Below are 24,872 nucleotides of genomic sequence, written 5' to 3'. Positions count from 1 at the left end.
GGGGGGGGGAGGGGTGTCCGAAATTTGTATACATATTTCGGACATTGATTTTGCCATGAGTCCGAAAAAGTTATACATTTTTCGGACATGACCGACGACTCATTAGATCTTAAGACCGCAATCTTGGAGCGAATCCGGGCGGATGCACCACGCAAAGTGTGGACGCCGACCGACTTCGTCGACCTGGCCTCCCGAGATGCCGTCGATAAGACCTTGCAGCGACTGACCAATGCCGAAAACCTCAGGCGAATTGACCGAGGTCTCTACGATCAGCTCGGTTTCAACAAACTGACTCAAAAGCCCAACCCGCCCGATCCGCGATCCGTCATCGACGCCGTCGGACGGCGTGACCAGACCCGAATGCTCGTCGACGGCATGACCGCTGCGAACGACCTGGGCCTGACCGACGCCGTCCCGGCGAAAATCATGGTTCATACTGACGCGCGCAAACAACCGATCAAGCTCGGTAATGTCACCATTACTTTCCGTCCAACCGCTGCCAGCAAGCTGTATTGGGCCGGCCGGCCGGCCATGCGCGTCATTCAGGCACTTCACTGGTTGCGTGATCTCCTGGTCCGTGAAGGCGAGAGTGATCGGGTTAAACGAAAGCTCGCCAAGCTTTTCGACGACCCGTCGGCAGGGCCGCCGCTTAAAGCCGACATCGCCGCCGGCATGACTGCGCTTCCGACCTGGATGTGGGCGTTTCTCAAGCCGCTCATCGAAAGCGACACCAACATTCAAGATCGGGTCGTCGATGCCGACTATGCTGCAGCCGCTGATGATGATCATACTGGTTCGGATCATGATGATCATCATCTCGCTGCCGGCGCTCGGTCCAGTGACGACCCAACCAAAAAGCCGCAATTAGCCAAGCGGGGCAAGGCAAGCAAAACATGAATCGGGCTTTTGATGAGGTCCTCGCAGCCGGAACAGACTCGATGTTGAGCGCCTTCGATACGACGGCGCTGCGCCTCGGCACGGCGTCCCAAAGTATTGAAAAGGATTTCTGGGTCTGCTGGACGCTTGATGCCCTGTTCCATGGCTTGAAAGCGGGAGGACCCCGCCTACTCTTCAAGGGCGGGACATCCCTGTCCAAAGGCTTTGGCCTGATCAACCGCTTTTCCGAAGATATCGACGTTACGGTTTTTCGGGACGAAATCGGCGAGCCGGCGACTATCGAGGAGCTTAATGCTCTTAGTAACAACAAGCGCCGTGCGCGGCTTGATGCGATTAAAGTAGCCTGCCAAGTCTATATCAACGGACCGTTACGAACTGAACTGACTCAGATCCTGCAGGATCGGATCAAGCGCGCTGGTCTCGAACACGGGTAGAAGCAGACGACACCGATGCCGACAAGCAGACGCTTCTGATCTGGTATCCGACGGCGACGCCGCAATCCGATTATGTGCGCGCCGCGATCAAGATCGAGTCGGAAGCCAAATCCGCCCTTGATCCGAACAGCGAAGTGCCGATTAAGCCCTACGTTGATGACGATCTGCCAGCGCTCGATCTGACTGTTCCGGCCGTGCGCACGGTCGATCCCGAACGAACATTCTGGGACAAGGTCGTTATTCTGCATGGCTTGCGGCGTTGGTTCGACAAGCGCGGCGAGTTGCGCGGCGGCGGCCAACGCGTGTCCCGCCCCACTATTATGACCTGCATAAGCTCGTTCCGACGTCGGCCGGAGCTTCCGCAATCGAGGACCCGGAGCTCGGAGCCGATTGCGTCGCGCACGCCCGGATGTTCTTCAACCGCGCCGACTTCGATCTCGCGAGCGCTGCGCCTGGCTCCTTTGCGCTTGCCCCACACGATGAGATGATCGAGCATCTGCGTGTCGACTACAGAGCCATGACTGGCATGATCTTCGGCGAGCCGCCGAGGTTTGAGGCCGTGCTGGAAAGCGTTACCTCGCTCGAGGCGCACCTGAACAAAAGCGCCCGCCGAGGCAGAGCAGCGCGATGAAACGATCGGAAGCCAATGGTGGCGCAAAGCGTCGAAATGCTGATCCTGCCGACATTGTCGGTGTCGCGCGCTAATAGCTGGGCGCACCTTCTCGATCTGCGGCAGAATAATATCCCAGAATGGGATGCCGCGCGCTTTTCTCGGCGTCCTTTGGCGCGCCTCACGGCCGAAGAAAACCACCAGAATGAAGAGGTGTTTGCCGCTGAGCAAGCCGCGATCGCGGATGCGTCCCGGCCGCTGGGTTCGGCCAAGCGACGACGACGCCGACCGCTTGGTCGAGGTTGCACGGGTCGATGAGAGCGCTGACGCTGACACCGCGAGTCTTGTGACGGTTACGCGAGCCCCTCTTTTCCGCTGGTCCTCGGGTAATTCACTTGGAGCAGCGCTTGAAGTGAAGATACAAGCACCAACCGCCGACGTCCGACGGACCTCGTGTCCAGTTTTCCTGCGCCTATCAACTCGTAGAGTTTGGTACGCCCCAGGCCGGTGGCTTGGCTCGCTTCGTCGATCGTACAGGTTAGCCGCTCGGCAAACCGTATATTTCTTTGCTCGGAAGGCTTCGGACTTTGGTCGGAAGGCCTCGAAGTCGGGAGATTCTGCTCGATTTGTTCTCGCGCATTTTGACGCATAGGCTCCGCCTTTCAAACTCGACTGACGAGAATTGCTTGAGCAGCCAAAAAACGTCAATGAGAAGACATGAGCGTCAGCGCGTGCGGTGGCGAACACCAGCGATGATTAGGAAAAGTTCGGCTTCCTCCCGCGGGCGAAATTTTCTTTATCGCACCCTGCTCCAGCGGTCGCTGCATTCCTCCATCTGCCGTGATGCGGAGGGTTCCTTGCTCCGCTCCACCGCAAGCGCAGCAGCACCAACGATCGGGTCTTCCGGTCGGGTGGCGGGGCGGATGGTGGGGCGGCTTTCCAAATGGCGCAGATTTTCGCAGAAAAAAGTAAGGCGCGACTGGCATCACCACAGTCGCGCCCTACGTCGCCGGTTTATGGGGCAGGGGGGAATAACCGGCTGCCATGATGACTCCGGCGCGCGAGAGTCGTTCCAGGCGCTGCAAATTATTTTTGAGCCGTGCTTCTTTTGACCGTCTCATTTTTGACCGTCTCAATTTCGCACACGGTTAAGTGATCGTGACGCCCGAGAACCCCGGACAATCCGGCAGCGTTGTTCCAGCGATCGCCATGGGGCGAGGGACGAACAACCATGTCACAGATCAGCAAAGCGTTCTTGAGCGCAGTCGCCATCTCGCTGACGCTCGGTGCCGTGCAACTGGCGTCGGGCCACGATCTTGCCAATCGCTGGCAGACTGTCGCTGACGAACCGGACCACATCGTCAATCGCGCCGGCAAGGCGGACCGCATCGCCAGTCCGAGACCTGCGGCGACTTCGACCCGCACCGTGTCGATGCGCCTCAACGATCTCGCCGATACGTCAGTGCTGCTGCGTGTTCCTGCAACAATCGAGACCGGCAATGCCAGCCACGCCAAGCCGCCCGTCCTGCTGCAAAAGCAGGGGCGCAAGCCCACGGTGGCCTGCGAACCCGTCGTCAGCTCGCTGACTGAAATCGCAAAGCTGCTCCAGCCCGGCCGCTGCGTGACCTGATCAGTTCGAATTCTGCCCGATAATTATTCGGCCGGCTCGGGCGAGGCCTCCTCTTCGGCTGTCCCGGCCCGGCTTGCCATGATGCCGAGCGCCACGCCGCCGATCGCGAGGATGGGAAGCAGCCGCTTGATGCCGATGGCGCGGACGATCTGCAAGCCGGTTGCGATCAGCATGGGATCGGAAAGCATGCTTTGCGCCGCGGATCGTGCAGCTTTTTCCGCCGCCTGTCGCGCGCGCTTCTCGGTCTCTCTCTTGTAGGCGATGTAGCTACCGGCGGCGGCCAGCGTGAGCAGGAAGAACACGCCGGCGCCGGCAAGGCACGCCTGCACCGGACCATAGTTTTGCAGCACCAGGATGAAGACCGCGGCGCAGAGAAAGGCCGTGGTGATGAAGAGCGCAAGCGCCGCGGCTGCCGCCAGCGACGTCAGCCGCACGGTCGTACCGGTCGAGGCGCTGATGCCATCGATTATCCGCTGAAACATCGCCCTCGCTCCTCAATCCCTCCCGCCAGCATGGCGATGAAGTTCGGTCCTCTTCGGGGCTCGGCTTTTAGCGGCGCCAGGCGATGCCGATCAGGAAGCCGATACCGAGCGCAATACCTACGGTCGCGAGCGGGCGCTGGGTGATGGCATCCTCGAGCGTTTCCTCCAGCGAGGTCGCTGCGTCCTGCGCCGCATCCATCATCGCACTACCGCGCTCGGAGGCGTCATCCATCGCTGAATCCACCTGTTGGCGCGCCTGCTTGTAGCCGCGACGGGCCTGCTTGCCGGCGGAGTTGGCAAAGGTATTGAGCGCGTCGGTGATCTGTTCGGTGAGGGCGGCAATATCGTTTTTCACGGCTAGGACATCCTTTTCGAGGCGTTCGCGGGTGGCCTTGTCGGTCCAGTCTTTCATTCCTGTTTCGGCATTGGACATTGACATCGAAAGCTCCGGATCGTTGGCGGTGAGCTAGCCGGAAAACGTTCCGCCGTGACGGAAGTTCCCCTTGTGGAAACTGCGTAGAGCCAACTGGCTCTAGTTTGAATCGATCGAGCCACGGGCTCGTTCAACCTCTCCCGCTTGCGGGGGAGGTCGGCGCGCGGCGCCGGGTGGGGGATCTCTCCACGGTGGGAGTATCGATTACGGAAACACCCCCACCCCCGCCCTCCCCCGCAAGCGGGAGAGGGGGCGCACCTCCTTCGTGGCAGCCATCACGCCTACCCCCCATCATGCCTAGTCTCCGGGCAATTGCGGCGCATCCGCCGGAGCAAGATGCTCCTTCAGGATCAGCGCGACGATCAGAAGCGGCGATGACAGGAATGCCCCCATCGGGCCCCACAGCCAGGTCCAGAAGGCGAGCGCGAGGAATACCGCCAGTGCATTAAGTGCCAGCCGCCGGCCGATGATGGTGGGCGTGACGAAATGTCCCTCCAGGAAGGTGAGGCCGCCGAAGGCGAGCGCTGCCATCAATCCGCTGCCGAGGGTCGGAAAGGCGATCAGGCCGACCACGACGAGCACGACGAACATCGCGATCGGTCCGATGATCGGGATGAAGTTCAGCGTCGCAGCCAGCGCGCCCAGCCCGGCCGGATTGGGCATGCCGGTCAGCGCACAGACGATTCCGGTGGCGATGCCAACGCCGATATTGATGACCGTCACCGTCAAGAGATAGGTGCCGAGATGGACCTCGATCTCGTTGAGGATCCGCAACGTGCGCAGCCGCGCATCGCGGTCGCTGAAGGTCATGATCAGGGCGCGCCTCAGCTCGCGCCAGCTCGCGATGAAGAGGATCAGGGTCGCGAAGAACAGCAGGAATTCGGTGAAGGTCGGCGACAGGAATTCCAGGGTCGGTTGCACCCATTCGAACTTCGGCATCTGGAAGCTCGGCAGGCCTTCCGAACCGCCGACCATGGCTTGCAGCTCCTGCCACAGCGCCAGCGGCCGGTCGAACAAATGCAGCTTGTCCTTGAGCCGCGCGCCGAGCTCCGGCAGGCGGGTGCTCCATTCCATGACGGGCGAAGCGATCAGGGCGACGACGAAGGTGACCATCGCAGTGACCGTGATCACGATCAGCACCGCGGCCAGCGCGCGTGGTACCCGTTGCCGCTCCAGAAATGTGGCCGCCGGCGACAGCATGGTGCCGGTGACGAAGGCCATTACCACGGGAAGGAAGAACGGCTTGCCGACATAGAGCACGGCCACGACCGTGATCAGAAGCATACAAGCGAGCGAGAAGGCGACGAACTCGGTGCGCCGGATGATCGGCGGCAGATCGCTTTTGCTGTCGGGAAGCGGCGTGCCTTCGCTGTCGTTGGAAAGCAGACGTTCACTGGGAAGGACGCGCACAGCCATTCTCCCGCACGGAGCTCACGCTCCGCGCGCGCAAGACTGCTGAAGAACGTGCCTCTGACCGGAAGGTTCCGTCGCGGACTCGTGAAGTCGCCTTCCCTTGACTGTGACCGGCCGGCAGCGCGAGCGCGCGGAACTTGAGTCGTCACAAGCGCGTTTGTTCGGCAGCGCATCACCCTGATGCACTTCGATTCAAACGGGGCAGCACATGACACAGTTATCTGCATCCCACCGCCGGTCTTCGCCGTGCGCCTTCACCGCCTTTGCCCTTGCGACAGCATTGCTGACGATGTCCCTCGGCGCTGCAAGCGCGCAGACGCTTGGCTTCGCGCCGATGCAGCCGCAGGCCTTTCCGCAAGGCTATGTGACCGAGCAGCCGCAGGCCTCGGATGATCAGGTTGCCTCGGACGAGTCTGTGCTGCCGGAGCGACTGCGCCGGCAGATCGTCGGTTTCGACGGCAGCCAGCCGGCCGGCACGATCGTGATCGATACCGGAAATACCGTGCTCTATTACGTGCTCGGTCAGGGCCGTGCGATCCGCTACGGCGTCGGTGTCGGGCGCGATGGCTTCACCTGGTCGGGCGTGCAGTCGATCAGTCGCAAGGCGGAATGGCCGGACTGGCATCCACCGGCGGAGATGATCGCGCGCCAGCCCTATCTGCCGCGCTTCGTCGCCGGCGGCCTCGGCAATCCGCTCGGCGCGCGCGCGATGTATCTGGGCGCAAGCGAATATCGCATCCACGGCACCAATGATCCCACCACGATCGGAAAGTTCGTCTCCTCCGGCTGCATTCGCATGACCAACGAGGACGTCGTCGATCTCTTCAGCCGGGTCAACATCGGTACCAGGGTCGTGGTGCTCCCGAAGAGCGCGCCGCTCGTGGCGCGTGGCGGCGATGGCCTGCGCAAGCCCGCGCGTCCGGTCACGACGACGCTGGCTTCGGGACGCCAGGCGCTCAATCTGTCGCCTGTCTCCGTGACCACTTCGGCGCCGAGGTAACATGATCGGGCGTTCAACAGTCATAGCGACAGGCGGAGCGGCGGTCTTGCTGTTCGCTTCGCTCAGCCTGGCGCTGACGTCGTCGGCGCGAGCGGAGGATTTCCTCTCGGCGCTGTTCGGCGCGTTCGGTGCCCGGCCGCCGCCACAGATCAGGATGCCATTCCCGACCGACGACATGCCGCGCTACGAGGCGCCGCGGGCGCGTTCCTATGGCGGCGGGCAGGCTTGGTGCGTACGCACCTGCGACGGGCGCCACTTCCCGGCGCAAGGCAACGACAGCGAAAGCAAGGCGCAGAGCTGCAACAGCTTCTGCCCGGCGGCCGAGACCACGCTGGTCTATGGCAGCGACATCGACGATGCGACCACGGAGACCGGGCAGGAGTATGCCGACCTGCCGAATGCCTACCGCTACCGCAACGAGCTCGTCGCGGGCTGTACCTGCAATGGCAAGGATTCCGTCGGCCTTGCCGCGGTCAAGGTCACGGACGACCCGACCTTGCGCAAGGGCGATATCGTCGCGAGCCCCGGCGGATTGGTGGTCGCCAATCGCAATGCCACCGACAGGCATGGCGTCGCCATGAACTTCTCGCCGCTGCCGGAGTCCATGCGGGCGAAATTCCGCCACCTGCCCGTGGTGGCGCGGGAGTGAGTGCTGCTATCGGCGCGGGAGCGTTTCACGGGGCACGGTCATGTCCCGCGAATGGCGAGGCATCCAGCCTATCCGATGATGGAATTGCGCGGGTGATTTCCCGACGTGTCAACGGCTTTTGGCGTCGCCCGAACCACCCCCGGCTACTTTGCATGGGGTTGTTTTCGACATTTTGTCGGGAGCACTCCCACACCGGCGATGCTGTCCGAGACGTTCCTGGTGCCCTGCGCAGCAATTGCGTGCTGCGTGATCTCCTGTGTCGCCGCGTATTTGTTCGAAAATGTAATGGGTTGCCGCAGCGGAACCGGAGCAGCGGCCGGGCGTTAGGAGTTCCTTAGCAATTTGCCTGAAGGGGGCCTTCCGATGCTCGTTGGCGTGCTCGTCACCTTTCTCGTCGTCATTCTCGTTCTTTATCTCATCAACATGTTGCCGATGGATGGTCGCGCCAAGCAGATCGCGCGTGTCATCGTCATCATCATCGGCATCGTCTCGCTGTTGAAATATCTCGCGGTGTTCTAGGCGGAAGCTGTAGCCCGGATGGCGCGAAGCGAAAATCCGGGTACTCGGCACCGACAAAAAAGCCCCGGTGTGCGCCGGGGCTTTTGACACCTGAATGACCGAGCCTACCCGGCCGCCCCTTAGCCCAGGGCCTTGGCCTCGCGGCGGCGTGCGGTGAGGATGTACTCGGTGTAGCCGTTCGGCTGTGTGCGGCCCTTGAAGACGAGGTCGCAGGCGGCCTTGAATGCGAGGCCGTCGAACGACGGCGCCATCGGCTTGTAGATTGGGTCACCGGCATTCTGCTTGTCGACGACGACCGCCATGCGCTTGAGTGACTCCATCACCTGCTGTTCGGTGATGACGCCCTGGTGCAGCCAGTTCGCCAGATGCTGGCTCGAGATGCGCAAGGTGGCGCGGTCTTCCATCAGCCCGACGTCGTGGATGTCAGGCACCTTGGAGCAGCCGACGCCCTGGTCGATCCAGCGCACCACGTAGCCCAGAATGCCCTGGCAGTTGTTGTCGATCTCCTGCTTGACGTCATCGGGCGCCCAGTTCGACTTCGACACCGGAATGGTGAGGATGTCGGAGAGCTTTGCGCGGGGCCCGCCCTTGGCGAGTTCCTGCTGGCGCGCGATGACGTTGACCTGGTGGTAGTGCAGGGCGTGCAGCGTCGCTGCGGTCGGCGAGGGCACCCAGGCGGTGGTGGCGCCGGCCTGCGGATGCGCGAGCTTCTGTTGCAGCATGTCCGCCATCTTGTCGGGCGCCGCCCACATGCCCTTGCCGATCTGGGCGTGGCCGGGCAGGCCGTCGATCAGACCCATGTCGACGTTCCAGTCCTCATAGGACTTGATCCACGGCTGCGCCTTCATCTCGTTCTTGCGGATCATCGGACCCGCTTCCATCGAGGTGTGGATCTCATCGCCGGTGCGGTCGAGGAAACCGGTATTGATGAAGACGATGCGCTTGGAGGCCTGCTGGATGCAGGCCTTGAGGTTCACGGTGGTGCGCCGCTCCTCGTCCATGATGCCGACCTTGAGCGTGTTCTCCGGCAGCGCCAGCATCTTCTCGACGCGGCCGAAGATCTCGCAGGTCAGCGCGACCTCGTCGGGACCGTGCATCTTCGGCTTGACGATGTAGACCGAGCCGGTGCGGCTGTTCTTGCTCTTGGAAAGACCCTTGAGGTCATGGATTGCAAGCAGGCCGGTGACGGCGGCATCCAACAGGCCTTCCGGAATTTCCTCGCCCGTCTCGTCGAGCACTGCGTCGGTGAACATGTGGTGACCGCAATTGCGGATCAGCAGCAGGCTGCGGCCGTGCAGCTTCACCTCGCCCTTGCCGTCCGGCGTCTTGTAGCTGCGGTCGGCGTTGAGTGCGCGGGTCAGCGTCTTGCCGCCCTTCTCGAAATCCGCCGACAGCGTGCCGTTCATCAGCCCGAGCGTGTTGCGGTAGAGCAGCACCTTGTCCTCGGCATCGACCGCGGCGACGGAGTCTTCCATGTCGAGGATGGTGGAGACGGCGGCCTCCATGATCATGTCGGCAACGCCGGCCGGATCGTCCTTGCCGATCGTGTTGCCGCGATCGATCTTCACCTCGACATGCAGGCCGTTGTTGACGAGCAACACCGCGGAAGGCGCCGCCGCATCGCCCACGTAACCCGCGAACTGCGCGGCGTTCTTCAGCGCAGTCGCGTTGCCGCTCTTCAGCTTCGCCGCGAGCTGGCCTGCGACCACGCTATAGGCGGTGACGTCGGTGTGGCTGCCGGTCGCGAGCGGCACGGCGGCATCGAGGAATGCCTTGGCCTTGGCGATCACCTTGTCGCCGCGTGACTTGCTGTAGCCCTTGGCGGTATCAGTAGCATCGTGCGGGATCGCGTCGGTGCCGTAGAAGGCGTCGTAGAGCGAGCCCCAGCGCGCATTCGCCGCGTTCAGCGCATAGCGCGCGTTGGTGAGGGGCACGACGAGCTGCGGCCCGCAGATCTTGCCGATCTCCTCGTCGACATCAGCGGTCTCGACCTTCTGCGTCACAGGCTCGGGCAGCAGATAGCCGATCTCCTTCAGGAATGCGGTATAGGCATTGATGTCGAACGGCTTGCCCTTATGTGCGCGATGCCAGTCGTCGATCTTGGCCTGCAAGGCGTCGCGAGCCGCGAGCAGCGCGCGGTTCTTGGGACCCAGCTCCTTCACGATTGCAGCAAGCCCGGCCCAGAACGCGTCCGGTGCGATCCCCGTCTTCGGGGCCGCTTCCTTCGCGATGAAGTCGAAGAGAACAGGGGCGATCTTCAAACCATGGGCGTCGTGGCGTTTCATGAGGGACTTTCTTGTTGGAATGGCGTTTTTTTGGCTGGTTTCGGGTCCGAAAGCAGCAAAATGCATCCGCCGCCGGCGGGTTTCGAGGCCCTATTAGCCTCAAAACCTAGGCGGTGAGAAGACCCCTAAAGGTCTGTCAAAATGTCAAGTTGAGGTGGCGCGGACGTTGGCATTCCCCGCGAAGGCGGGGAATCCAGTTCGCTGCGGCCTTTCCGTATCCCATCGCTGTCTCTGGAATACCGGGTCGCCCGGTCAAGCCGGGCGACGACAAGGGGAAATAGAAGGGACTCAAATATTTGAGGCGAGGTCGACGACCTCGTCGAACAGCACGCCGCTTGCCTTCAACATCTGTTCGATCGCGTCGGTCGCGTCCGCGACGGAACGCGTCGAGGTATCGATGGTCAGCTCGGCACCTTGCGGCGGCTGGTAGTCGTTGCCGATGCCGGTGAATGACTGAAGCGCGCCGGAGCGGGCTTTTGCGTAGTGGCCCTTGGGATCGCGGCTCTCGCAGACTTCGGCGGGCGTTGCGACGTAGATCTCGCGGAACGTCGTGTCGGCGATGCGGCGTGCCGTGGCGCGGTCCTCGCGCGCGGGCGAGACGGCCGCGACGATCGCGATATGGCCGTTGCGGGCGAGATGCGTCGCGACCTCCGCAAGCCGCCGGATGTTCTCGCTGCGATCGGCGGCAGAGAAGCCGAGATCGCTGTTCAAGCCGGCGCGCAGCGTGTCGCCGTCGAGCAGGATCGGCGAGCCGCCATTGGTGAACAGCCGCCGTTCCAGCGCTTTTGCCAGCGTCGATTTGCCGGAGGCGGGCAGGCCCGTGAGCCAGACCACGGCGCCGTTGTGCTGATAGCGCGCGGAGCGCTCGTCGGGACGGAGTGCGGATTCGACCGGCACGATGTCGACGGGCACGGCGCGCTGGCCAGCGTCGACCGACAGCACGAGGCCACCGCCGGCGATGCGCCCGGAGACCTCGATCACGAGGCGCCCGGTGCGCGGGTTCTCGGTATAGGGATCGGTGGCAATTGGATTCGAAAGCGAAATGTCGATCTCGCCGACATGGTTGCGGCCAATCGCCTTGTTCTCGCTGCTTTCGAGCTCGCCGGGATCGACCGCCTTTTCGATCGCAACGACCGTGGCGCGGCTTTCCTTCGGCCCGCAGCGCACCAGGAGCTGATCGCCCTTGGCGAGCGGCTTGTCGTGCAGCCAGAATATGCGCGCCCGCAGACGCCGCGTTTCGCGCGGAGCGGCCCCCGCATGCGCGATGATATCGCCGCGCTCCACGAACAGTTCGCGGTCGAGCGTAATGCCGACCGAGCGGCCCGCGCCCTGCCGCGCGGCGACGGGTGTCACCGGCCAGCTCTCGACGGTCTTGATCTTGGCGATCTTGCCGGCGGGCATGATGACGATCTCGTCGCCGGCTTTGAGGCTGCCAGATTCGATGCGGCCCGCCACGATGCGACGATCGTCGAACTTGTAGATCGCCTGCACGGGCAGCCGCAGCGCCAGCGTCTCCAGCGGCCGCGCCGGCTCGAGATGATCGAGCGCCTCGACGACGGTCGGGCCCTTGTACCAGCCGATGCGATCGGTCCGTTCCGCGACGCCATCGCCGTCGCGGGCCGAAATCGGGATCACCGCCGTCGGCGTGACGCCGAGGCCTTTCAGATGTGCAGAAATCTCATCGCTGATCTCCTTGAAGCGATCGGCGCTGAAGTCGACGCGGTCCATCTTGTTGACGACGATCGCGACCTGCTTCACGCCGAGCAGATGCAGGAGATAGCCGTGCCGGCGGGTCTGGTCGCGCACGCCTTCGAGTGCATCGATGATCAGCACCGCGCCGTCGGCTTGCGAGGCGCCGGTGATCATGTTGCGCAGGAATTCTGCGTGGCCGGGCGCGTCGATCAGCACGATGTCGCGCGAATTGGTGCGGAAGCGGATCTGCGTAGTGTCGATGGTGATGCCCTGATCACGCTCGGTCTGCAGCGCATCGAGCAGGAACGACCATTCGAACGGCATGCCGCGACGCGCGCTGACGGCCTTGAGCATTTCGAGCTTGCCCTCGGGCAGGCTGCCGGTCTCGTGCAAGAGGCGGCCGACCAGCGTCGACTTGCCGTGGTCGACATGTCCGACGATGACGATGCGGACCTGCGGACGCGTGGTGCCGTTCGGAGTTGCCGGCGTAGCAGAGGTGACGATCATGTTCATGGTCGCGTTGCGTCCTCAGGGATCAGAGATAACCGGCGACGCGCAGGCGCTCGAAGGCGTCCTCGGTCTCGTGGTCGAGCGCGCGGCCCGCGCGCTCCGGCACCTTGGTCTGTTCGAGCTCGATCAGGATCTCGTCGATGCTGGACGCTGTCGAAGCGACCGGATTGGTGATGTCCTGATCACCCAGCGAGCGATAGCGCTTGCCGTCCTTGGCGAGATACAGCGGAATGATCGGGATGTTCTCGCGCTTGGTGTAGGCCCAGATGTCGGCCTCGGTCCAATGCAGGATCGGGTGGATGCGCAAATGCGCGCCCTGCGGCGGCGAGGCGTTGAAATGGTCCCAGAATTCCGGCGGTTGGTCGCGCACGTCCCAATTGCCTTCGAGACCGCGCGGCGAGAACACGCGCTCCTTGGCACGCGTCGCCTCCTCGTCGCGGCGAATGCCGGCGATCAGGCCGTCGAAGCCAAATTTGGCGAGCGCCATCTTCAGTCCTTCGGTCTTGCGTGCGGCCGAGCGTGCGGCCGGCGGCAGCGTCGGATCGACGGCATCGATGGGCGGGCAGGGCTCGACGCGCAGGTCGAGGTCCCACTCCTTTCCATAATGATCGCGGAAGCGATACATCTCGGGAAACTTCTTGCCGGTGTCGACATGCAGGGCCGGGAAGGGCATGCGGCCGAAGAAGGCCTTCCGTGCCAGCCAGATCATGACATTCGAGTCTTTGCCGAGCGACCACAAGAGCGCGATCTTCTTCAACCGGGCGAAGGCCTCGCGGAAGATATAGATGCTCTGCGCTTCCAACTGGTCGAGATGGTCCATGCTGGGCGGAAGATCCGGAGAAAATTCTTGCGCGCCGACGCGGCCGATGAGGGCCGGGCTGCTCACTCCGACAGCTGCGGAATCGTCCTTGAGAAGATGCATCTCTGCCACTTTGCGTTTGGAGGCGAAAATTCTATAGTTGCGGTGCGGAAGAGAAGAAAAAATTTTCTCTTTGCGCGCCCGAAACGAGACATATATAGAAAATAATTCCAGTCAACCCCGTAATTGGGGAAGCGAGTACCGTATGCGCTTCTTGCCGGTGTTCCTCGACATCAAGACCGGTCCGGTGGTCCTCATCGGCGCCGGCGAGCTGCTGCGCGCGAAATTGCGAGTGCTCGCGGCGGCTGGCGCGCGCATCCGCGTGCATGCGACGGATGACAATCACGATCTCAGCGGCGTTGGCGCTGATGATGCACAACGCGTGACCTTTCTCGACGGCGATCCGCTGACCGCGGATCTGACCGGGGTTATCGCCATAGTATGCGCAGGCGCAGGTGACATTGGCGTGGCGATGTCTGCGCGCGCGCGATCGCTCGGGCTGCCCGTCAACGTCATGGACGATCTCGAGCATTCGAGCTTCATTTTCCCCGCGATCGTCGACCGTGGCGACGTCGTGGTTGCCGTCGGCACGGGCGGTGCCTCGCCGGTCGTGGCGCGGCGCGTGCGCGAGAAGATCGAGGCGCTGCTGCCCGCTAGGATCGGCGATCTTGCCGAATTCATCGGCGGCTTCCGCAAATCCATTCATGCCGCGATTGCCGAGTTTCCGCTGCGCCGCCGCTTCTGGGAACGCGTGATCGACGGTCCCATCGGTGCGCTGGTGCTTGCGGGCCGAAAGGCCGAGGCGGAAGCCGCGCTCAAGGCCATTATCGATCCCTCCGCATTTGCGCTGGCCGACAAGCCGGCAGGGCACGTCGCGCTGGTAGGCGCCGGCCCCGGCGATCCCGATCTTCTCACGATCAAGGCGCTGCGCGCGCTCCAGGATGCCGACGTCGTTTTCTATGACGAGCTGGTGTCACCTGAAATTCTCGATCGTATCCGCCGCGACACGGCACGCATTCCGGTCGGCCGCCGTGTCGGCAAGCCAGGCATCGGCCAGGACGCGATCAACAAGCTGATGATCGAAGCCGCGCAGTCAGGCCAGCGTGTGGTGCGCCTGAAGGGCGGCGACCCCTTCGTGTTCGGTCGCGGCGGCGAGGAAGTGGAGGCGCTGCGCGCGGCCGGCGTCGCCTATTCGATTATTCCCGGCATCACCGCCGGTCTCGGGGCCGCTGCCGACTTCGAGGTGCCGCTCACCTACCGTCACGAAGCACTGCGCATCACCCTCCTCACCGCGCACAAGGCGCGGGATGCCGAGACCGTCGACTGGTCGACGCTGACCGACACCAAGATGACTGTCGTCGTCTATATGGGCATGACCGCTGCGCCCGTGGTGCGCGCGGGTCTGTTGGCCGCCGGCCGCTCGCCGGAGACACCGGTCGGCGTGTTCGCCCGTGTCACGCGCCCCGATGCGCAAGGCGCGATCGGCACGCTTGCCGAGCTGCCCGAGCTCGTCAGGCGTCTTGACGGCGGTCCCGCCATTCTCGTCATCGGCGACGTGGTCCGGCATGCCGGCGCCTTTCGCCATCAATCCACCAGGCAAATCATCTCTGAGCTATTGGAAGCTGCGCAATGACCTCTCCGCTTGAACAAAAGAAAATCAAGATCGCCGGCCCCTCGATCGTGACCGCCAACCGCACCTGGGATGGCATCGTGGTGTATCGCACCGCCGCCAAGGGCTGGTCTGCAGACCTGTCGGAGGCGGCGATCGTGCGCAACTCGGATGAGGCCAAGGCGTTGCTCGCAGAGTCGGTGGCCGATGACGTCGGCGCAGTTGGCGCCTATATCGCCCCTGTGCAGGTCGACGAGGAGGGCAAGATCCTCCCCGGAAACCTGCGCGAGCAGATCCGCCGCACCGGTGTGACCATCGGATCGCAGGCCCAAGTTTAAGGCATTTTCTAATGTACGCTTACGACGAAATCGACCGCACGCTGGTCAACGAGCGGGTCTCGGAATTTCGCGACCAAGTGAAGCGCCGCCTCTCGGGCGAGCTCACCGAGGACGAGTTCAAGATCCTGCGCTTGCAGAACGGCGTTTATCTTCAGCTTCACGCCTACATGTTCCGCGTCGCGATCCCGTACGGGACGCTGTCCTCGGAGCAGCTGCGCCGGCTTGCCCACGTCGCGCGCCGCTATGACCGCGGTTATGGCCACTTCACCACGCGGCAGAACATCCAGTTCAACTGGATCAAGCTCGCCGAATTGCCGGATGCGCTCGCCGATCTCGCCGAAGTCGGCATTCATGCGATGCAGACCTCCGGCAACAACATGCGCAACGTCACCTCGGACCAGTGGGCCGGCGTCGCGCCCGGCGAGATCGAGGATCCACGCATCTGGTCGGAGCTGCTCCGCCAGCACACCACGCTGCATCCCGAGTTCTCGTTCCTGCCGCGCAAATTCAAGATCGCGATCACCGCGTCCGATCACGATCGCGCCGCGATCAAGATCCACGACATCGGCTTGCGCCTCGTCAAGAACGAGAGGGGCGAGACCGGCTTCGAGGTGCTGGTCGGCGGCGGGCTCGGCCGCACGCCGTTCATCGCCAAGACCATCAAGCACTTCGTTCATGGCCGCGACATCCTGAGCTATGTCGAGGCGATCCTGCGCGTCTACAACCAGTATGGCCGCCGCGACAATATCTACAAGGCGCGCATCAAGATCCTCGTGCACGAGCTCGGCATCGAGAAGTTTTCGCGCGAGGTCGAGGACGAGTGGCAGCATATCCGCAACTCCTCGCTCCAGATCGACGACAACGTCATCGAGGACATCCGCTCGCGCTTCACCTACCCGGCTTACGAGAAGCTGCCACATATGCCGGACGAACTCCGACAGGCCGCGGCCGATCCGGAGTTCGAGGCGTGGCGGAAGAACTCGGTGGCCCCACACAAGGTCCAGGGCTACTCGATCGTCACGATCTCGTTGAAGCCGACCGGCGGACCTCCGGGCGATGCCACGGCCGAGCAGATGGACGCACTCGCCGACCTTGCCGAGAAATACTCTTTCGGCGAAATCCGTGTCGGCCATGAGCAGAACCTGGCGCTTCCGCATGTCGCCAAGCGCGACCTGCCGGCGCTGTGGAAGGCGCTCGACAAGCTCGGGCTCGCCACGCCCAATGTCAACCTGATCACCGACATCATCGCCTGTCCGGGCCTCGACTATTGCTCACTGGCGAACGCGCGTTCGATCCCGATCGCGCAGGAGTTGACGCGGCGCTTTGCCAATCACGAGCTCGCCAACTTGATCGGCCGGCTGCACATCAACATCTCGGGCTGCATCAATGCCTGTGGCCATCACCATGTCGGCCATATCGGCATTCTCGGCGTCGAGAAGAACGGTGAGGAGGTCTACCAGATCACCATCGGCGGCCGCGCCGACGAGAGTGCGGCTCTTGGGACACTGATTGGGCCCGGCGTGAAGTTCGACGAGGTTGCCGACGTCATCGAGGATGTCGTCGAGGCCTATCTGGCACTGCGCGAGCGGCCGGAGGAACTGTTTATCGATACCGTGAAGCGCCTCGGCGTCGAACCATTCAAGGAGCGGGTTTATGCCACTCGTTAAGGGCGGAAAGATCGTCGAGGATAGTTTCGTCAAGCTCGACGTCGATGCGCCGTTGCCCGCCGCCGGCGATATCCTGCTCCCCGGCGATCGCTTCCTGAGGGATGCGGACGCCCTGCTTGCGCGTCCCGGCAAGGTCGGCGTCATCTGGCCGAACAATCGCGACATCGACGCGCTGGTGCCGTATCTCGGCAAGCTTGCCGTGGTCGCGCTGGTGTTCCCGACCTTCCGCGATGGCCGCGCCTACAGCCAGTCGCGGCTGCTGCGCGAACGCTACGACTATCGCGGCGAACTGCGCGCCACCGGTCAGGTGCTGCGCGACCAGTTCGTGTTCATGCTGCGCGCCGGCTTCGACAGCTTCGAGGTCAAGAAGCAGGCCGATGCGGAAGCCTTCACGCAGACCGTGAAGCGCTATTCGGTGTTCTACCAGCCGACCGGCGACGGCCGCATCACGGCGCTGCATCGGCGCATGCAGCTGCGCCATTCGGAAGGTGTCGGCACGTGAACACGGTCGCGCCGCAGGGTTCATCGTCATCCGCGCCAGCGCTGCCGTCCGTCGAGGAGCTGGATCGCGCGTTGCGCGATGCCTCGCCCGCGGAAGTCGTTGCTGCCGCGTTGAAGGTAGTCGGACGCGAACAGTTGGCGGTCGTGTCGTCGTTCGGCACGGAATCGGCCGCGCTGCTCAAGGTGGTGGCCGACGTCGATCCGGCGATCCCGGTGGTCTTCCTCGATACCGGCTGGCTGTTCGAGGAGACGCTCGCCTATCGCGACACGCTGATGGCGACGCTCGGGCTGAAGGATGTCCGATCAATCACGCCTCTGACGGAGACGTTGACGCGCGAGGATCCCGATCGCGATCTCTGGTTCTCCAATCCCGACGCCTGCTGCCGCATCCGCAAAGTCGAGCCGTTGGCGCGGGCGTTAGAACCGTTCACCGCATGGATCAACGGCCGCAAGCGTTTTCAGGGCGGCGTGCGTGCCGAGATTCCCGTCGTCGAGGATGACGGCGCGCGGTTGAAGTTCAATCCGTTCGCCAATGTCTCGCGCGACGACATCAAGGCGATCTTCGTGCGTGCCAAATTGCCGCAGCATCCACTTCAGGCCTCAGGTTTCCTGTCGGTTGGGTGTATGCCTTGCACCAGCCGCGCGGCCGAAGGCGAGGACGAGCGGGCCGGTCGTTGGCGCGGTCGCGCCAAGACAGAATGCGGCATCCACACGATGAAGATTTCGTAGCACAGCCGCGCTACGTCGCCGCAAACAAGAAAATCCGGTTCCGTTGACTTAAGAGCGTTTCGATCCGAGTTATGCCTGCATGCCATCGGCGACACCGACGTCGTCGAGGTGAATGGAGATGGACATGATCCGCCGTATCGTTCCGCTCGCGGCAGGCCTCCTCTGGGCAAGCTCGGCTCTCGCTGCTGACATCAATCTCTTGAACGTGTCGTACGATCCGACGCGTGAGCTCTATGTCGAATTCAACAAGGCGTTTGCGAACGCCTATCAGAAGGAGACCGGCAAGAGCGTCGAGATCAAGCAGTCGCATGGCGGCAGCGGATCGCAGGCGCGCGCGGTGATCGACGGATTGCAGGCCGACGTGGTGACGCTCGCGCTCGCCTATGACATCGATGCGATTGCGGCCAAAGGGCTCACCGCCGCCGATTGGCAGAAGCGCCTGCCGCAGAATTCATCGCCCTACACCTCGACCATCGTGTTCCTGGTGCGCAAGGGCAACCCCAAGGGCATCAAGGACTGGGACGATCTGGTCAAGCCGGGCGTTTCCGTCATCACGCCCAACCCGAAGACGTCGGGCGGCGCGCGCTGGAACTATCTGGCGGCCTGGGGCTACGCGCTGAAGAAGTTCGGCTCCGTAGACAAGGCGAAGCAATTCATCGCAAATCTCTATCAAAACGTGCCTGTCCTAGACACCGGCGCCCGCGGCTCGACCGTGACCTTCGTCGAGCGCGGCGTGGGAGACGTGCTGCTCGCATGGGAGAACGAGGCGTTTCTGGCGCAGAAGGAGTTCGGCACCGACAAGTTCGAGATCGTGGCGCCGCCGCTCTCGATCCTCGCCGAGCCGCCGGTCACGATCGTCGACAAGGTTGCCGACAAGAAGGGCACGCGCAATGCGGCCGATGCCTATCTCCAATATTGGTACACCAAGGAAGGCCAGGAAATCGCCGCACACAATTTCTATCGTCCGCGCGATCCCGATGTCGCGAAAACATACGAGAACGCCTTCGCCAAGGTCGAACTTTTCACGATCGACGACGTTTTCGGCGGCTGGACCAAGGCACAGAAAGAACATTTTGCCGACGGCGGCGTGTTCGATCAGATCTACAGGAACTGATCGGGCGATGCCGCAGACGGCATTAGCAGGGGGCCTGGTGAGCGCAATCACAGCAAGACGACGGACATTGCCGGGCTTCGGTCTCACGATGGGACTGACGCTGTCCTGGCTGTCGATCATCATCCTGATTCCGCTCGCAGGCCTTTTCTTGCGCACGCTTGAGCTGAGCCCCGAGCAGTTCTGGACCATCCTGACCAGCCGTCGCACGCTGAACGCGCTGCGGGTGTCCTTCGGGCTCGCCTTTGCTGCGGCCTGCGTCAATCTCGTCATGGGCAGCATCATCGTCTGGGCATTGGTGCGCTACCGCTTCCCTGGCCGGCGGCTGTTCGATGCCATCGTCGACGTGCCCTTTGCGCTGCCGACGGCGGTTGCCGGTGTCGCACTGACCTCGCTGTTCGCAGAAAAAGGCTGGCTGGGCGCACCGCTGGCAGCGCTGGGCATCAAGGTCGCGTTCACGCCGTTCGGCATCTTCGTCGCCATGATCTTCATTGGTATCCCCTTCGTGGTGCGCACCGTGCAGCCGGTGCTGCAGGATCTCGATCCCGAGATCGAGGAGGCGGCGGGCAGCTTGGGGGCCAGCCGTTGGCAGACCATCTTTCGCGTGATCCTGCCGTCGCTCGCGCCGGCGCTGCTGACCGGATTGGCGCTCGCCTTCGCCCGTGCCGTCGGAGAATACGGCTCGGTGATCTTCATCGCCGGCAACATGCCGAACGTTTCCGAGATCGCGCCGCTCCTGATCGTGATCCGGCTCTCTGAATTCCGCTATGCCGACGCGACCGCGATCGCGGTCATCATGCTCGTCGTGTCTTTCGTCATCATCTTCACCGTCAACCGGTTGCAGCGCTGGGCGCAGAACCGGATTCCGGTACATTGAGGGCTGATACGATGACGATGCAGGTCGCCGATTCAGTCTCACTGTCCTCGCCCGACGCGAAAGCGCGCCTGCATGCGGTCGCCGTGCGCGAAAACCTTCGTACCGAACCGAGGGCGGTGCGCATCGCGATCATTTCCGTCGCGATCCTCTTTCTCACCGTCTTCGTCGTGCTGCCGCTGGTCGTCGTGTTCGCGCAGGCTTTCTCCAAGGGCATCATGGCCTATCTCGCCGCGCTGTCGGAGCCGGAGGCGCTGGCCGCGATCCGGCTGACGCTGCTGGTGGCGGCGATCTCGGTCGGCCTCAATCTCGTCTTCGGTGTGGTCGCAGCCTGGGCGGTCGCCAAATTCGAGTTCAAGGGCAAGACCTTCCTGATCACGCTGATCGACCTGCCATTCTCAGTCAGCCCCGTGATCTCGGGTCTCGTCTTCGTGCTCTTGTTCGGCGCGCAGGGCTATTTCGGCGGCTGGCTGCGTGACCACAACATCCAGATCCTGTTCGCGGTGCCTGGTATTGCGCTTGCGACCACATTCGTGACTTTCCCGTTCGTGGCGCGTGCGCTGATCCCCTTGATGCAGGAGCAGGGCACGCAGGAGGAAGAGGCCGCGATCTCGCTCGGTGCCTCGGGCCTGCAAACTTTTTTCCGCGTCACCTTGCCGAACATCAAATGGGGCGTGCTCTACGGCGTCCTGCTCTGTAATGCGCGCGCGATGGGCGAGTTCGGCGCAGTCTCCGTCGTCTCCGGCCACATCCGCGGCGAGACCAACACGATGCCGCTGCTGGTCGAGATCCTCTACAACGAATACCAGTTCGTCGCTGCGTTCGCGATCGCCTCGCTGCTCGCGATGCTGGCGCTGATCACGCTGATCGCAAAAACCATTCTCGAACGTCATCTGGACGAAGGACACGACGCCCGTGACCATTGAAGTCAGGAATCTCGTCAAGAAGTTCGGGACATTTGCCGCGCTCGACGGCGTCGACCTCAAGGTCGACAATGGCGAGTTGCTGGCGCTGCTCGGACCGTCCGGTTCCGGCAAGACGACGCTGCTTCGGATCATTGCCGGCCTGGATTGGCCGGATTCCGGCGAAGTCTCCTTCAACGGCGAGGACGCGCTCGCGCGCGGCGCGCGCGAGCGTCATGTCGGCTTCGTGTTCCAACACTACGCGCTGTTCCGTCACATGACGGTGTTCGAGAACGTTGCGTTCGGCCTGCGCGTGCAGCCGCGCGCGGTTCGGAAAGACGAGGCCACGATCCGCACCCGGGTAAAGGAGCTGCTCGATCTCGTGCAGCTCGACTGGTTCGCAGACCGCTATCCGAGCCAGCTCTCCGGCGGCCAGCGCCAGCGCATCGCGCTGGCGCGCGCGCTTGCGATCGAGCCGCGGATCCTGTTGCTCGACGAGCCCTTCGGTGCGCTGGACGCGAAGGTGCGCAAAGAGCTGCGCAAATGGCTGCGCTCGCTGCACAACGAGATCAACGTCACCTCGATCTTCGTCACGCACGACCAGGAGGAGGCGCTCGAGGTCGCCAACCGGGTCGTGGTGATGGACAAGGGCAAGATTGAGCAGATCGGCTCGCCCGATGATGTCTATGACAATCCGGCGACCGCTTTCGTCCATGGCTTCATCGGCGAGTCCATCGTGCTGCCGGTCGAAGTCGCTGATGGCGCGGTGCGGCTCGGCGATCGCCAGCTCAATCTGGCGGCCGGGGTGACCGCGTCTGGTGTGTCAAAGCTGTTCGTGCGGCGACACGATATGCTGGTCGGTCCGCCCGGCTCCGGGGCCTTCGACGGCGCCGTGCAGCACGTGCGGAGTTTTGGTCCGGTTCAACGGGCTGAGGTTGCGCTGTTCGGCGGCGAGATCATCGAGATCGACGCGCCCCGCGACAAGGAACTGCGCGCCGGCGACACCGTCGGCCTTGCGCCCCGCCGCTACCGGATATTTGAGGGTGCCTGAGGCCGTTACCTCAGGCTCAAAAATTGCGTAAAGTTCACCTTTCAGCCACGGTTGGTATGCAACAACGGCCCGTCTTTTTTGGGGGCCCGATTCATGCGCGCTGCGGCCGCAATTCTCATCGCTTTGCTTCTCGCCGGCTGCGCGGGTAACGAAGCGCCGGTCGAACAGCCGTCGATGTATGCCGACATGGCCGTTTCAGGCGCGCGGCTGGATGCGCAGGCTGCGGCCGTGATGATCTCGCAGTACCGCCAGAACAACGGCCTCGGCACCGTCATCATCGATCCCGACCTCATGCGCCTGGCCGAATCCCAGTCCCAGGCAATGGCGTCCGCCAACAAGATGGACCATGACGTCCGTGCGCCGCTCGCCAAGCGGCTCGCTGCCGGCGGCTATCCGGCGACTGTCGCGGTCGAGAACATCTCGGCCGGCTATCATACGCTGGCGGAAGCATTTTCCGGCTGGCGCGACTCGCCGCCACACCGGGCCAACATGCTCAAGAGCGGTGTCACAAAATTGGGTATAGCGGCGAGCTATGCTCCGAACACCAAATACAAGGTGTTCTGGACCATGATTATGGCGGCAACCGAGCCCCGATAAGCCAGTCTTGATCCCCAAAACATTGACGCCGCCGTGAACTGGGATCACGGTGGGCCGCCCTCAGTTCATTGATCCACTCATGACCGATCACCAAGGCCCGGCATCGAACAGAATCCCCGCCAATGCGCAGCGCGTCCTTGTGCTCCAGGGCGGTGGTGCGCTCGGCTCGTATCAGGCGGGCGCCTATCAGTCGCTGTGCCATTTCGGCTTCGAGCCGGAATGGGTTGCGGGCATTTCGATCGGCGCGGTCAACGCCGCCATCATTGCGGGCAATGAGGGCCAGACCCGCGTCAAGCGGCTGAAGGAATTCTGGGAGATGGTGTCAGCGCCGGTGCCCTGGAAGCCGGTCGGCAAGAGTGATCACAGCCGCGAGCTGTTCAACTCCACGAGCGCCGCGCTGATCGCGACCTTTGGCGTGCCCGGCTTCTTCGTCCCGCGCGTCCCGCCCGCGCCGCTCTGGCCGCCGGGCCACCCAGAGGCAGAGAGCTATTACGACACCGCGCCGCTGAAGAAGACGCTGGAGCGGCTGGTCGATTTCGATCGTATCAACGATCTGAAGACACGTTTGTCCGTCGGCGCGGTCGGCGTCACCTCGGGCAACTTCAAATATTTCGACAATTACGAGTTCAAGAAGCTCGGCAAGAAGATCGGCCCCGAGCATATCATGGCCTCCGGCGCGCTGCCGCCCGGCTTTCCGTCCGTCATCATCGAAGGCGAGCATTACTGGGATGGCGGCATCGCCTCCAACACGCCGCTGGATTACGTGCTCGACGCGGAGCTCGACCGCGACATGCTGATCTTCCAGGTCGACCTGTTCAGCGCGCGTGGTGAGCTGCCGAACTCGCTGCTCGAGGCGGCTGAGCGCGAGAAGGACATCCGCTTTTCCAGCCGCACGCGCATGAACACCGACAAGAACAGGCAGTTGCACAATGCCCGCCGGGCCGTACGCGATTTGATCGGCAAATTGCCGGATTATCTGAAGAACGATCCCTCGGTCGAATTCCTGGCCAAGGCGGCGCGCGAAAGCACCGTGACGGTGGTGCACCTGATCTACCGCAGCAAGAACTACGAATCCTCATCCAAGGATTACGACTTTTCGCATGTTGCCATGGTCGAGCATTGGGAAGCCGGCGTGCGCGACGTGCACCTGTCGATGCGCCACAAGGATTGGCTTGAAAAGCCGCAATCCGGCGAGACCATGGTGACTTATGATCTCACGGGGGACGTCACCGCGCCCCCGGCCTCAAAAGGAGCGAACGAAAATGGGTAGCTTGTCAGGCAAGAACGCCGTCGTGACCGGATCGACCAGCGGGATCGGGCTCGCCTATGCGCGTGCCTTCGCGGGGGCCGGCGCCAATGTCGTCATCAATGGCTTCGGCTCGCCGGAGGACATCGAGAAGGAGCGCGCCAAGATCGAGGCCGATTTCAAGGTGAAGGCGATCTATTCGCCCGCCGACATGACCAAGCCCACCGAGATCGCGGAGATGGTCGCGCTCGGCGAAAAGACCTTTGGCTCGGTCGACATCCTCGTCAACAACGCCGGCATCCAGTTCGTTTCGCCAATCGAGGAATTCCCGATCGAGAAGTGGGATCAGATCATCGCGATCAACCTCTCTTCGGCCTTCCATGCCATCCGCGCGGCGGTACCCGGCATGAAGAAGAAGGGCTGGGGCCGTATCATCAACACGGCATCCGCGCATTCGCTGGTCGCTTCGCCCTTCAAGTCGGCCTACGTCTCGGCCAAGCACGGCATCGCCGGCCTCACCAAGACCGTGGCGCTCGAAGTTGCGACCCACAAGATCACCTGCAACTGCATCAGCCCCGGCTATGTCTGGACGCCGCTGGTCGAGAAGCAGATTCCGGACACGATGAAGGCACGCAATCTGACGCGCGAGCAGGTTATTCATGACGTGCTGCTCGACGCGCAGCCGACGAAAGAGTTCGTCACCTCCGAGCAGGTGGCGTCACTGGCGCTGTTCCTGTGCAGCGATGATGCGGCGCAGATCACGGGCACCAATCTTTCGATCGACGGCGGCTGGACGGCGGAGTAAATCCACTTCTTGTCATGCCCCGCCTTCGG

Annotated in this window: 25 protein-coding genes and 1 pseudogene; 19 read left to right on the top strand and 7 right to left on the bottom strand. The window is 63.0% G+C overall.

What is annotated here, in order from left to right; all coding sequences use genetic code 11:
- Positions 1 to 87: 87 nt before the first annotated feature.
- The 3 genes and pseudogenes from SO156_RS19185 to SO156_RS19175 all read left to right on the top strand — a co-directional run bounded on the left by SO156_RS19185 (position 88) and on the right by SO156_RS19175 (position 2,259).
- On the top strand, positions 88 to 897 hold the full coding sequence (locus tag SO156_RS19185; protein WP_498535893.1) for a DUF6088 family protein: 810 nt from the start codon (positions 88 to 90) through the stop codon (positions 895 to 897).
- Positions 894 to 1,962, top strand: a pseudogene (locus SO156_RS19180) (nucleotidyl transferase AbiEii/AbiGii toxin family protein). Before SO156_RS19185 ends, SO156_RS19180 begins: the two are co-directional and overlap by 4 nt.
- A 15-nt stretch (positions 1,963 to 1,977) precedes the next feature.
- On the top strand, positions 1,978 to 2,259 hold the full coding sequence (locus SO156_RS19175) for a hypothetical protein (RefSeq protein WP_498535892.1): 282 nt from the start codon (positions 1,978 to 1,980) through the stop codon (positions 2,257 to 2,259).
- Positions 2,260 to 2,294: 35 nt separating this feature from the next.
- Here the strand turns inward: SO156_RS19175 and SO156_RS19170 are convergent, their stop codons facing one another.
- Complete coding sequence (locus SO156_RS19170; protein WP_498535891.1) at positions 2,295 to 2,591, bottom strand: helix-turn-helix domain-containing protein; 297 nt, start codon at positions 2,589 to 2,591, stop codon at positions 2,295 to 2,297.
- A gap of 581 nt (positions 2,592 to 3,172) precedes the next feature.
- On the opposite strand from SO156_RS19170, the gene SO156_RS19165 reads away from it, so the two are divergent.
- Positions 3,173 to 3,571: a hypothetical protein gene (locus SO156_RS19165; RefSeq protein ID WP_498535890.1), complete on the top strand. Its 399-nt coding sequence runs from the start codon at positions 3,173 to 3,175 to the stop codon at positions 3,569 to 3,571.
- A 23-nt stretch (positions 3,572 to 3,594) separates the two neighbouring features.
- Here the strand turns inward: SO156_RS19165 and SO156_RS19160 are convergent, their stop codons facing one another.
- From SO156_RS19160 to SO156_RS19150, 3 genes are all read right to left on the bottom strand, one after another.
- A complete protein-coding gene (locus tag SO156_RS19160) occupies positions 3,595 to 4,053 on the bottom strand; it encodes a hypothetical protein (RefSeq protein WP_498535889.1) in 459 nt (152 codons plus the stop codon).
- 67 nt (positions 4,054 to 4,120) lie between these two features.
- Complete coding sequence (locus tag SO156_RS19155; protein WP_458149985.1) at positions 4,121 to 4,492, bottom strand: ElaB/YgaM/YqjD family protein; 372 nt, start codon at positions 4,490 to 4,492, stop codon at positions 4,121 to 4,123.
- Positions 4,493 to 4,783: 291 nt separating this feature from the next.
- Entirely contained in the window at positions 4,784 to 5,896 is a 1,113-nt protein-coding gene (locus SO156_RS19150; RefSeq protein WP_498535888.1) for an AI-2E family transporter, read from the bottom strand.
- A 211-nt stretch (positions 5,897 to 6,107) separates the two neighbouring features.
- Between SO156_RS19150 and SO156_RS19145 the strand changes: the two genes are divergently transcribed.
- The 3 genes from SO156_RS19145 to SO156_RS19135 all read left to right on the top strand — a co-directional run bounded on the left by SO156_RS19145 (position 6,108) and on the right by SO156_RS19135 (position 8,067).
- Positions 6,108 to 6,899: a L,D-transpeptidase gene (locus SO156_RS19145; protein WP_498535887.1), complete on the top strand. Its 792-nt coding sequence runs from the start codon at positions 6,108 to 6,110 to the stop codon at positions 6,897 to 6,899.
- A gap of 1 nt (position 6,900) precedes the next feature.
- Positions 6,901 to 7,548: a DUF2865 domain-containing protein gene (locus SO156_RS19140; protein ID WP_498535886.1), complete on the top strand. Its 648-nt coding sequence runs from the start codon at positions 6,901 to 6,903 to the stop codon at positions 7,546 to 7,548.
- 363 nt (positions 7,549 to 7,911) lie between these two features.
- Entirely contained in the window at positions 7,912 to 8,067 is a 156-nt protein-coding gene (locus SO156_RS19135) for a Thivi_2564 family membrane protein (RefSeq protein WP_008546817.1), read from the top strand.
- 119 nt (positions 8,068 to 8,186) lie between these two features.
- On the opposite strand, the gene SO156_RS19130 is transcribed toward SO156_RS19135, so the two are convergent.
- From SO156_RS19130 to cysD, 3 genes are all read right to left on the bottom strand, one after another.
- A complete protein-coding gene (locus SO156_RS19130; RefSeq protein ID WP_498535885.1) occupies positions 8,187 to 10,352 on the bottom strand; it encodes a malate synthase G in 2,166 nt (721 codons plus the stop codon).
- Positions 10,353 to 10,640: 288 nt separating this feature from the next.
- Complete coding sequence (cysC, locus tag SO156_RS19125) at positions 10,641 to 12,557, bottom strand: adenylyl-sulfate kinase (protein WP_498535884.1); 1,917 nt, start codon at positions 12,555 to 12,557, stop codon at positions 10,641 to 10,643.
- A 22-nt stretch (positions 12,558 to 12,579) separates the two neighbouring features.
- Entirely contained in the window at positions 12,580 to 13,374 is a 795-nt protein-coding gene (gene cysD, locus SO156_RS19120; protein ID WP_458150023.1) for a sulfate adenylyltransferase subunit CysD, read from the bottom strand.
- Between the two features lie 244 nt (positions 13,375 to 13,618).
- Here cysD and cysG point away from each other — a divergent pair, with 244 nt between their 5' ends.
- The 12 genes from cysG (at position 13,619) to SO156_RS19060 (ending at position 24,843) form a co-directional block, all read left to right on the top strand.
- On the top strand, positions 13,619 to 15,046 hold the full coding sequence (gene cysG, locus SO156_RS19115; RefSeq protein ID WP_498535883.1) for a siroheme synthase CysG: 1,428 nt from the start codon (positions 13,619 to 13,621) through the stop codon (positions 15,044 to 15,046).
- Complete coding sequence (locus tag SO156_RS19110) at positions 15,043 to 15,360, top strand: DUF2849 domain-containing protein (RefSeq protein WP_458149992.1); 318 nt, start codon at positions 15,043 to 15,045, stop codon at positions 15,358 to 15,360. Before cysG ends, SO156_RS19110 begins: the two co-directional genes overlap by 4 nt.
- Positions 15,361 to 15,371: 11 nt before the next feature.
- The gene (locus SO156_RS19105; RefSeq protein ID WP_458149993.1) at positions 15,372 to 17,027 is read left to right on the top strand and encodes a nitrite/sulfite reductase; all 1,656 of its coding nucleotides are present in this window, start codon (positions 15,372 to 15,374) and stop codon (positions 17,025 to 17,027) included.
- Complete coding sequence (locus tag SO156_RS19100; RefSeq protein WP_498535882.1) at positions 17,014 to 17,529, top strand: DUF934 domain-containing protein; 516 nt, start codon at positions 17,014 to 17,016, stop codon at positions 17,527 to 17,529. Before SO156_RS19105 ends, SO156_RS19100 begins: the two co-directional genes overlap by 14 nt.
- Positions 17,526 to 18,257, top strand: a complete 732-nt coding sequence (locus SO156_RS19095) for a phosphoadenylyl-sulfate reductase (protein WP_498535881.1) — start codon at positions 17,526 to 17,528, stop codon at positions 18,255 to 18,257. The genes SO156_RS19100 and SO156_RS19095 overlap by 4 nt, the downstream gene beginning before the upstream one ends.
- Before the next feature lie 112 nt (positions 18,258 to 18,369).
- Positions 18,370 to 19,371 (top strand): sulfate ABC transporter substrate-binding protein, encoded by a 1,002-nt coding sequence (locus tag SO156_RS19090; RefSeq protein ID WP_498535880.1) that lies wholly within the window; start codon positions 18,370 to 18,372, stop codon positions 19,369 to 19,371.
- A gap of 67 nt (positions 19,372 to 19,438) precedes the next feature.
- Positions 19,439 to 20,245 (top strand): sulfate ABC transporter permease subunit CysT, encoded by an 807-nt coding sequence (gene cysT, locus SO156_RS19085; RefSeq protein WP_498535894.1) that lies wholly within the window; start codon positions 19,439 to 19,441, stop codon positions 20,243 to 20,245.
- An 11-nt stretch (positions 20,246 to 20,256) separates the two neighbouring features.
- Positions 20,257 to 21,168, top strand: a complete 912-nt coding sequence (gene cysW, locus SO156_RS19080) for a sulfate ABC transporter permease subunit CysW (RefSeq protein WP_458149997.1) — start codon at positions 20,257 to 20,259, stop codon at positions 21,166 to 21,168.
- Complete coding sequence (locus SO156_RS19075) at positions 21,158 to 22,195, top strand: sulfate/molybdate ABC transporter ATP-binding protein (protein ID WP_498535879.1); 1,038 nt, start codon at positions 21,158 to 21,160, stop codon at positions 22,193 to 22,195. The genes cysW and SO156_RS19075 overlap by 11 nt, the downstream gene beginning before the upstream one ends.
- Positions 22,196 to 22,288: 93 nt before the next feature.
- Entirely contained in the window at positions 22,289 to 22,792 is a 504-nt protein-coding gene (locus SO156_RS19070) for a CAP domain-containing protein (protein ID WP_458149999.1), read from the top strand.
- 79 nt (positions 22,793 to 22,871) lie between these two features.
- Positions 22,872 to 24,062, top strand: a complete 1,191-nt coding sequence (locus SO156_RS19065; protein ID WP_458150000.1) for a DUF3734 domain-containing protein — start codon at positions 22,872 to 22,874, stop codon at positions 24,060 to 24,062.
- Positions 24,055 to 24,843, top strand: coding sequence for a 3-hydroxybutyrate dehydrogenase (locus SO156_RS19060; RefSeq protein ID WP_458150001.1), 789 nt, complete (start codon positions 24,055 to 24,057; stop codon positions 24,841 to 24,843). The genes SO156_RS19065 and SO156_RS19060 overlap by 8 nt, the downstream gene beginning before the upstream one ends.
- The last annotated feature ends 29 nt before the right edge of the window (positions 24,844 to 24,872 follow it).

It is taken from the genome of Bradyrhizobium sp. UFLA05-125 (assembly GCF_059803515.1).
The sequence above is the reverse complement of the archived record's forward strand: the minus strand, read 5'-3'. Positions and strand labels throughout refer to the sequence as shown.

What these genes read in the sequence shown, in the direction of transcription:
- SO156_RS19185 (WP_498535893.1), top strand. Translation starts at nt 88, where the DNA reads ATGACCGACGACTCATTAGATCTTAAGACCGCAATCTTGGAGCGAATC.
- SO156_RS19175 (WP_498535892.1), top strand. Translation starts at nt 1,978, where the DNA reads ATGGTGGCGCAAAGCGTCGAAATGCTGATCCTGCCGACATTGTCGGTG.
- SO156_RS19170 (WP_498535891.1), bottom strand. Translation starts at nt 2,591, where the DNA reads ATGCGTCAAAATGCGCGAGAACAAATCGAGCAGAATCTCCCGACTTCG.
- SO156_RS19165 (WP_498535890.1), top strand. Translation starts at nt 3,173, where the DNA reads ATGTCACAGATCAGCAAAGCGTTCTTGAGCGCAGTCGCCATCTCGCTG.
- SO156_RS19160 (WP_498535889.1), bottom strand. Translation starts at nt 4,053, where the DNA reads ATGTTTCAGCGGATAATCGATGGCATCAGCGCCTCGACCGGTACGACC.
- SO156_RS19155 (WP_458149985.1), bottom strand. Translation starts at nt 4,492, where the DNA reads ATGTCAATGTCCAATGCCGAAACAGGAATGAAAGACTGGACCGACAAG.
- SO156_RS19145 (WP_498535887.1), top strand. Translation starts at nt 6,108, where the DNA reads ATGACACAGTTATCTGCATCCCACCGCCGGTCTTCGCCGTGCGCCTTC.
- SO156_RS19140 (WP_498535886.1), top strand. Translation starts at nt 6,901, where the DNA reads ATGATCGGGCGTTCAACAGTCATAGCGACAGGCGGAGCGGCGGTCTTG.
- SO156_RS19135 (WP_008546817.1), top strand. Translation starts at nt 7,912, where the DNA reads ATGCTCGTTGGCGTGCTCGTCACCTTTCTCGTCGTCATTCTCGTTCTT.
- SO156_RS19130 (WP_498535885.1), bottom strand. Translation starts at nt 10,352, where the DNA reads ATGAAACGCCACGACGCCCATGGTTTGAAGATCGCCCCTGTTCTCTTC.
- cysC (WP_498535884.1), bottom strand. Translation starts at nt 12,557, where the DNA reads ATGAACATGATCGTCACCTCTGCTACGCCGGCAACTCCGAACGGCACC.
- cysD (WP_458150023.1), bottom strand. Translation starts at nt 13,374, where the DNA reads ATGGACCATCTCGACCAGTTGGAAGCGCAGAGCATCTATATCTTCCGC.
- cysG (WP_498535883.1), top strand. Translation starts at nt 13,619, where the DNA reads ATGCGCTTCTTGCCGGTGTTCCTCGACATCAAGACCGGTCCGGTGGTC.
- SO156_RS19110 (WP_458149992.1), top strand. Translation starts at nt 15,043, where the DNA reads ATGACCTCTCCGCTTGAACAAAAGAAAATCAAGATCGCCGGCCCCTCG.
- SO156_RS19105 (WP_458149993.1), top strand. Translation starts at nt 15,372, where the DNA reads ATGTACGCTTACGACGAAATCGACCGCACGCTGGTCAACGAGCGGGTC.
- SO156_RS19100 (WP_498535882.1), top strand. Translation starts at nt 17,014, where the DNA reads ATGCCACTCGTTAAGGGCGGAAAGATCGTCGAGGATAGTTTCGTCAAG.
- SO156_RS19090 (WP_498535880.1), top strand. Translation starts at nt 18,370, where the DNA reads ATGGAGATGGACATGATCCGCCGTATCGTTCCGCTCGCGGCAGGCCTC.
- cysW (WP_458149997.1), top strand. Translation starts at nt 20,257, where the DNA reads ATGACGATGCAGGTCGCCGATTCAGTCTCACTGTCCTCGCCCGACGCG.
- SO156_RS19070 (WP_458149999.1), top strand. Translation starts at nt 22,289, where the DNA reads ATGCGCGCTGCGGCCGCAATTCTCATCGCTTTGCTTCTCGCCGGCTGC.
- SO156_RS19065 (WP_458150000.1), top strand. Translation starts at nt 22,872, where the DNA reads ATGACCGATCACCAAGGCCCGGCATCGAACAGAATCCCCGCCAATGCG.
- SO156_RS19060 (WP_458150001.1), top strand. Translation starts at nt 24,055, where the DNA reads ATGGGTAGCTTGTCAGGCAAGAACGCCGTCGTGACCGGATCGACCAGC.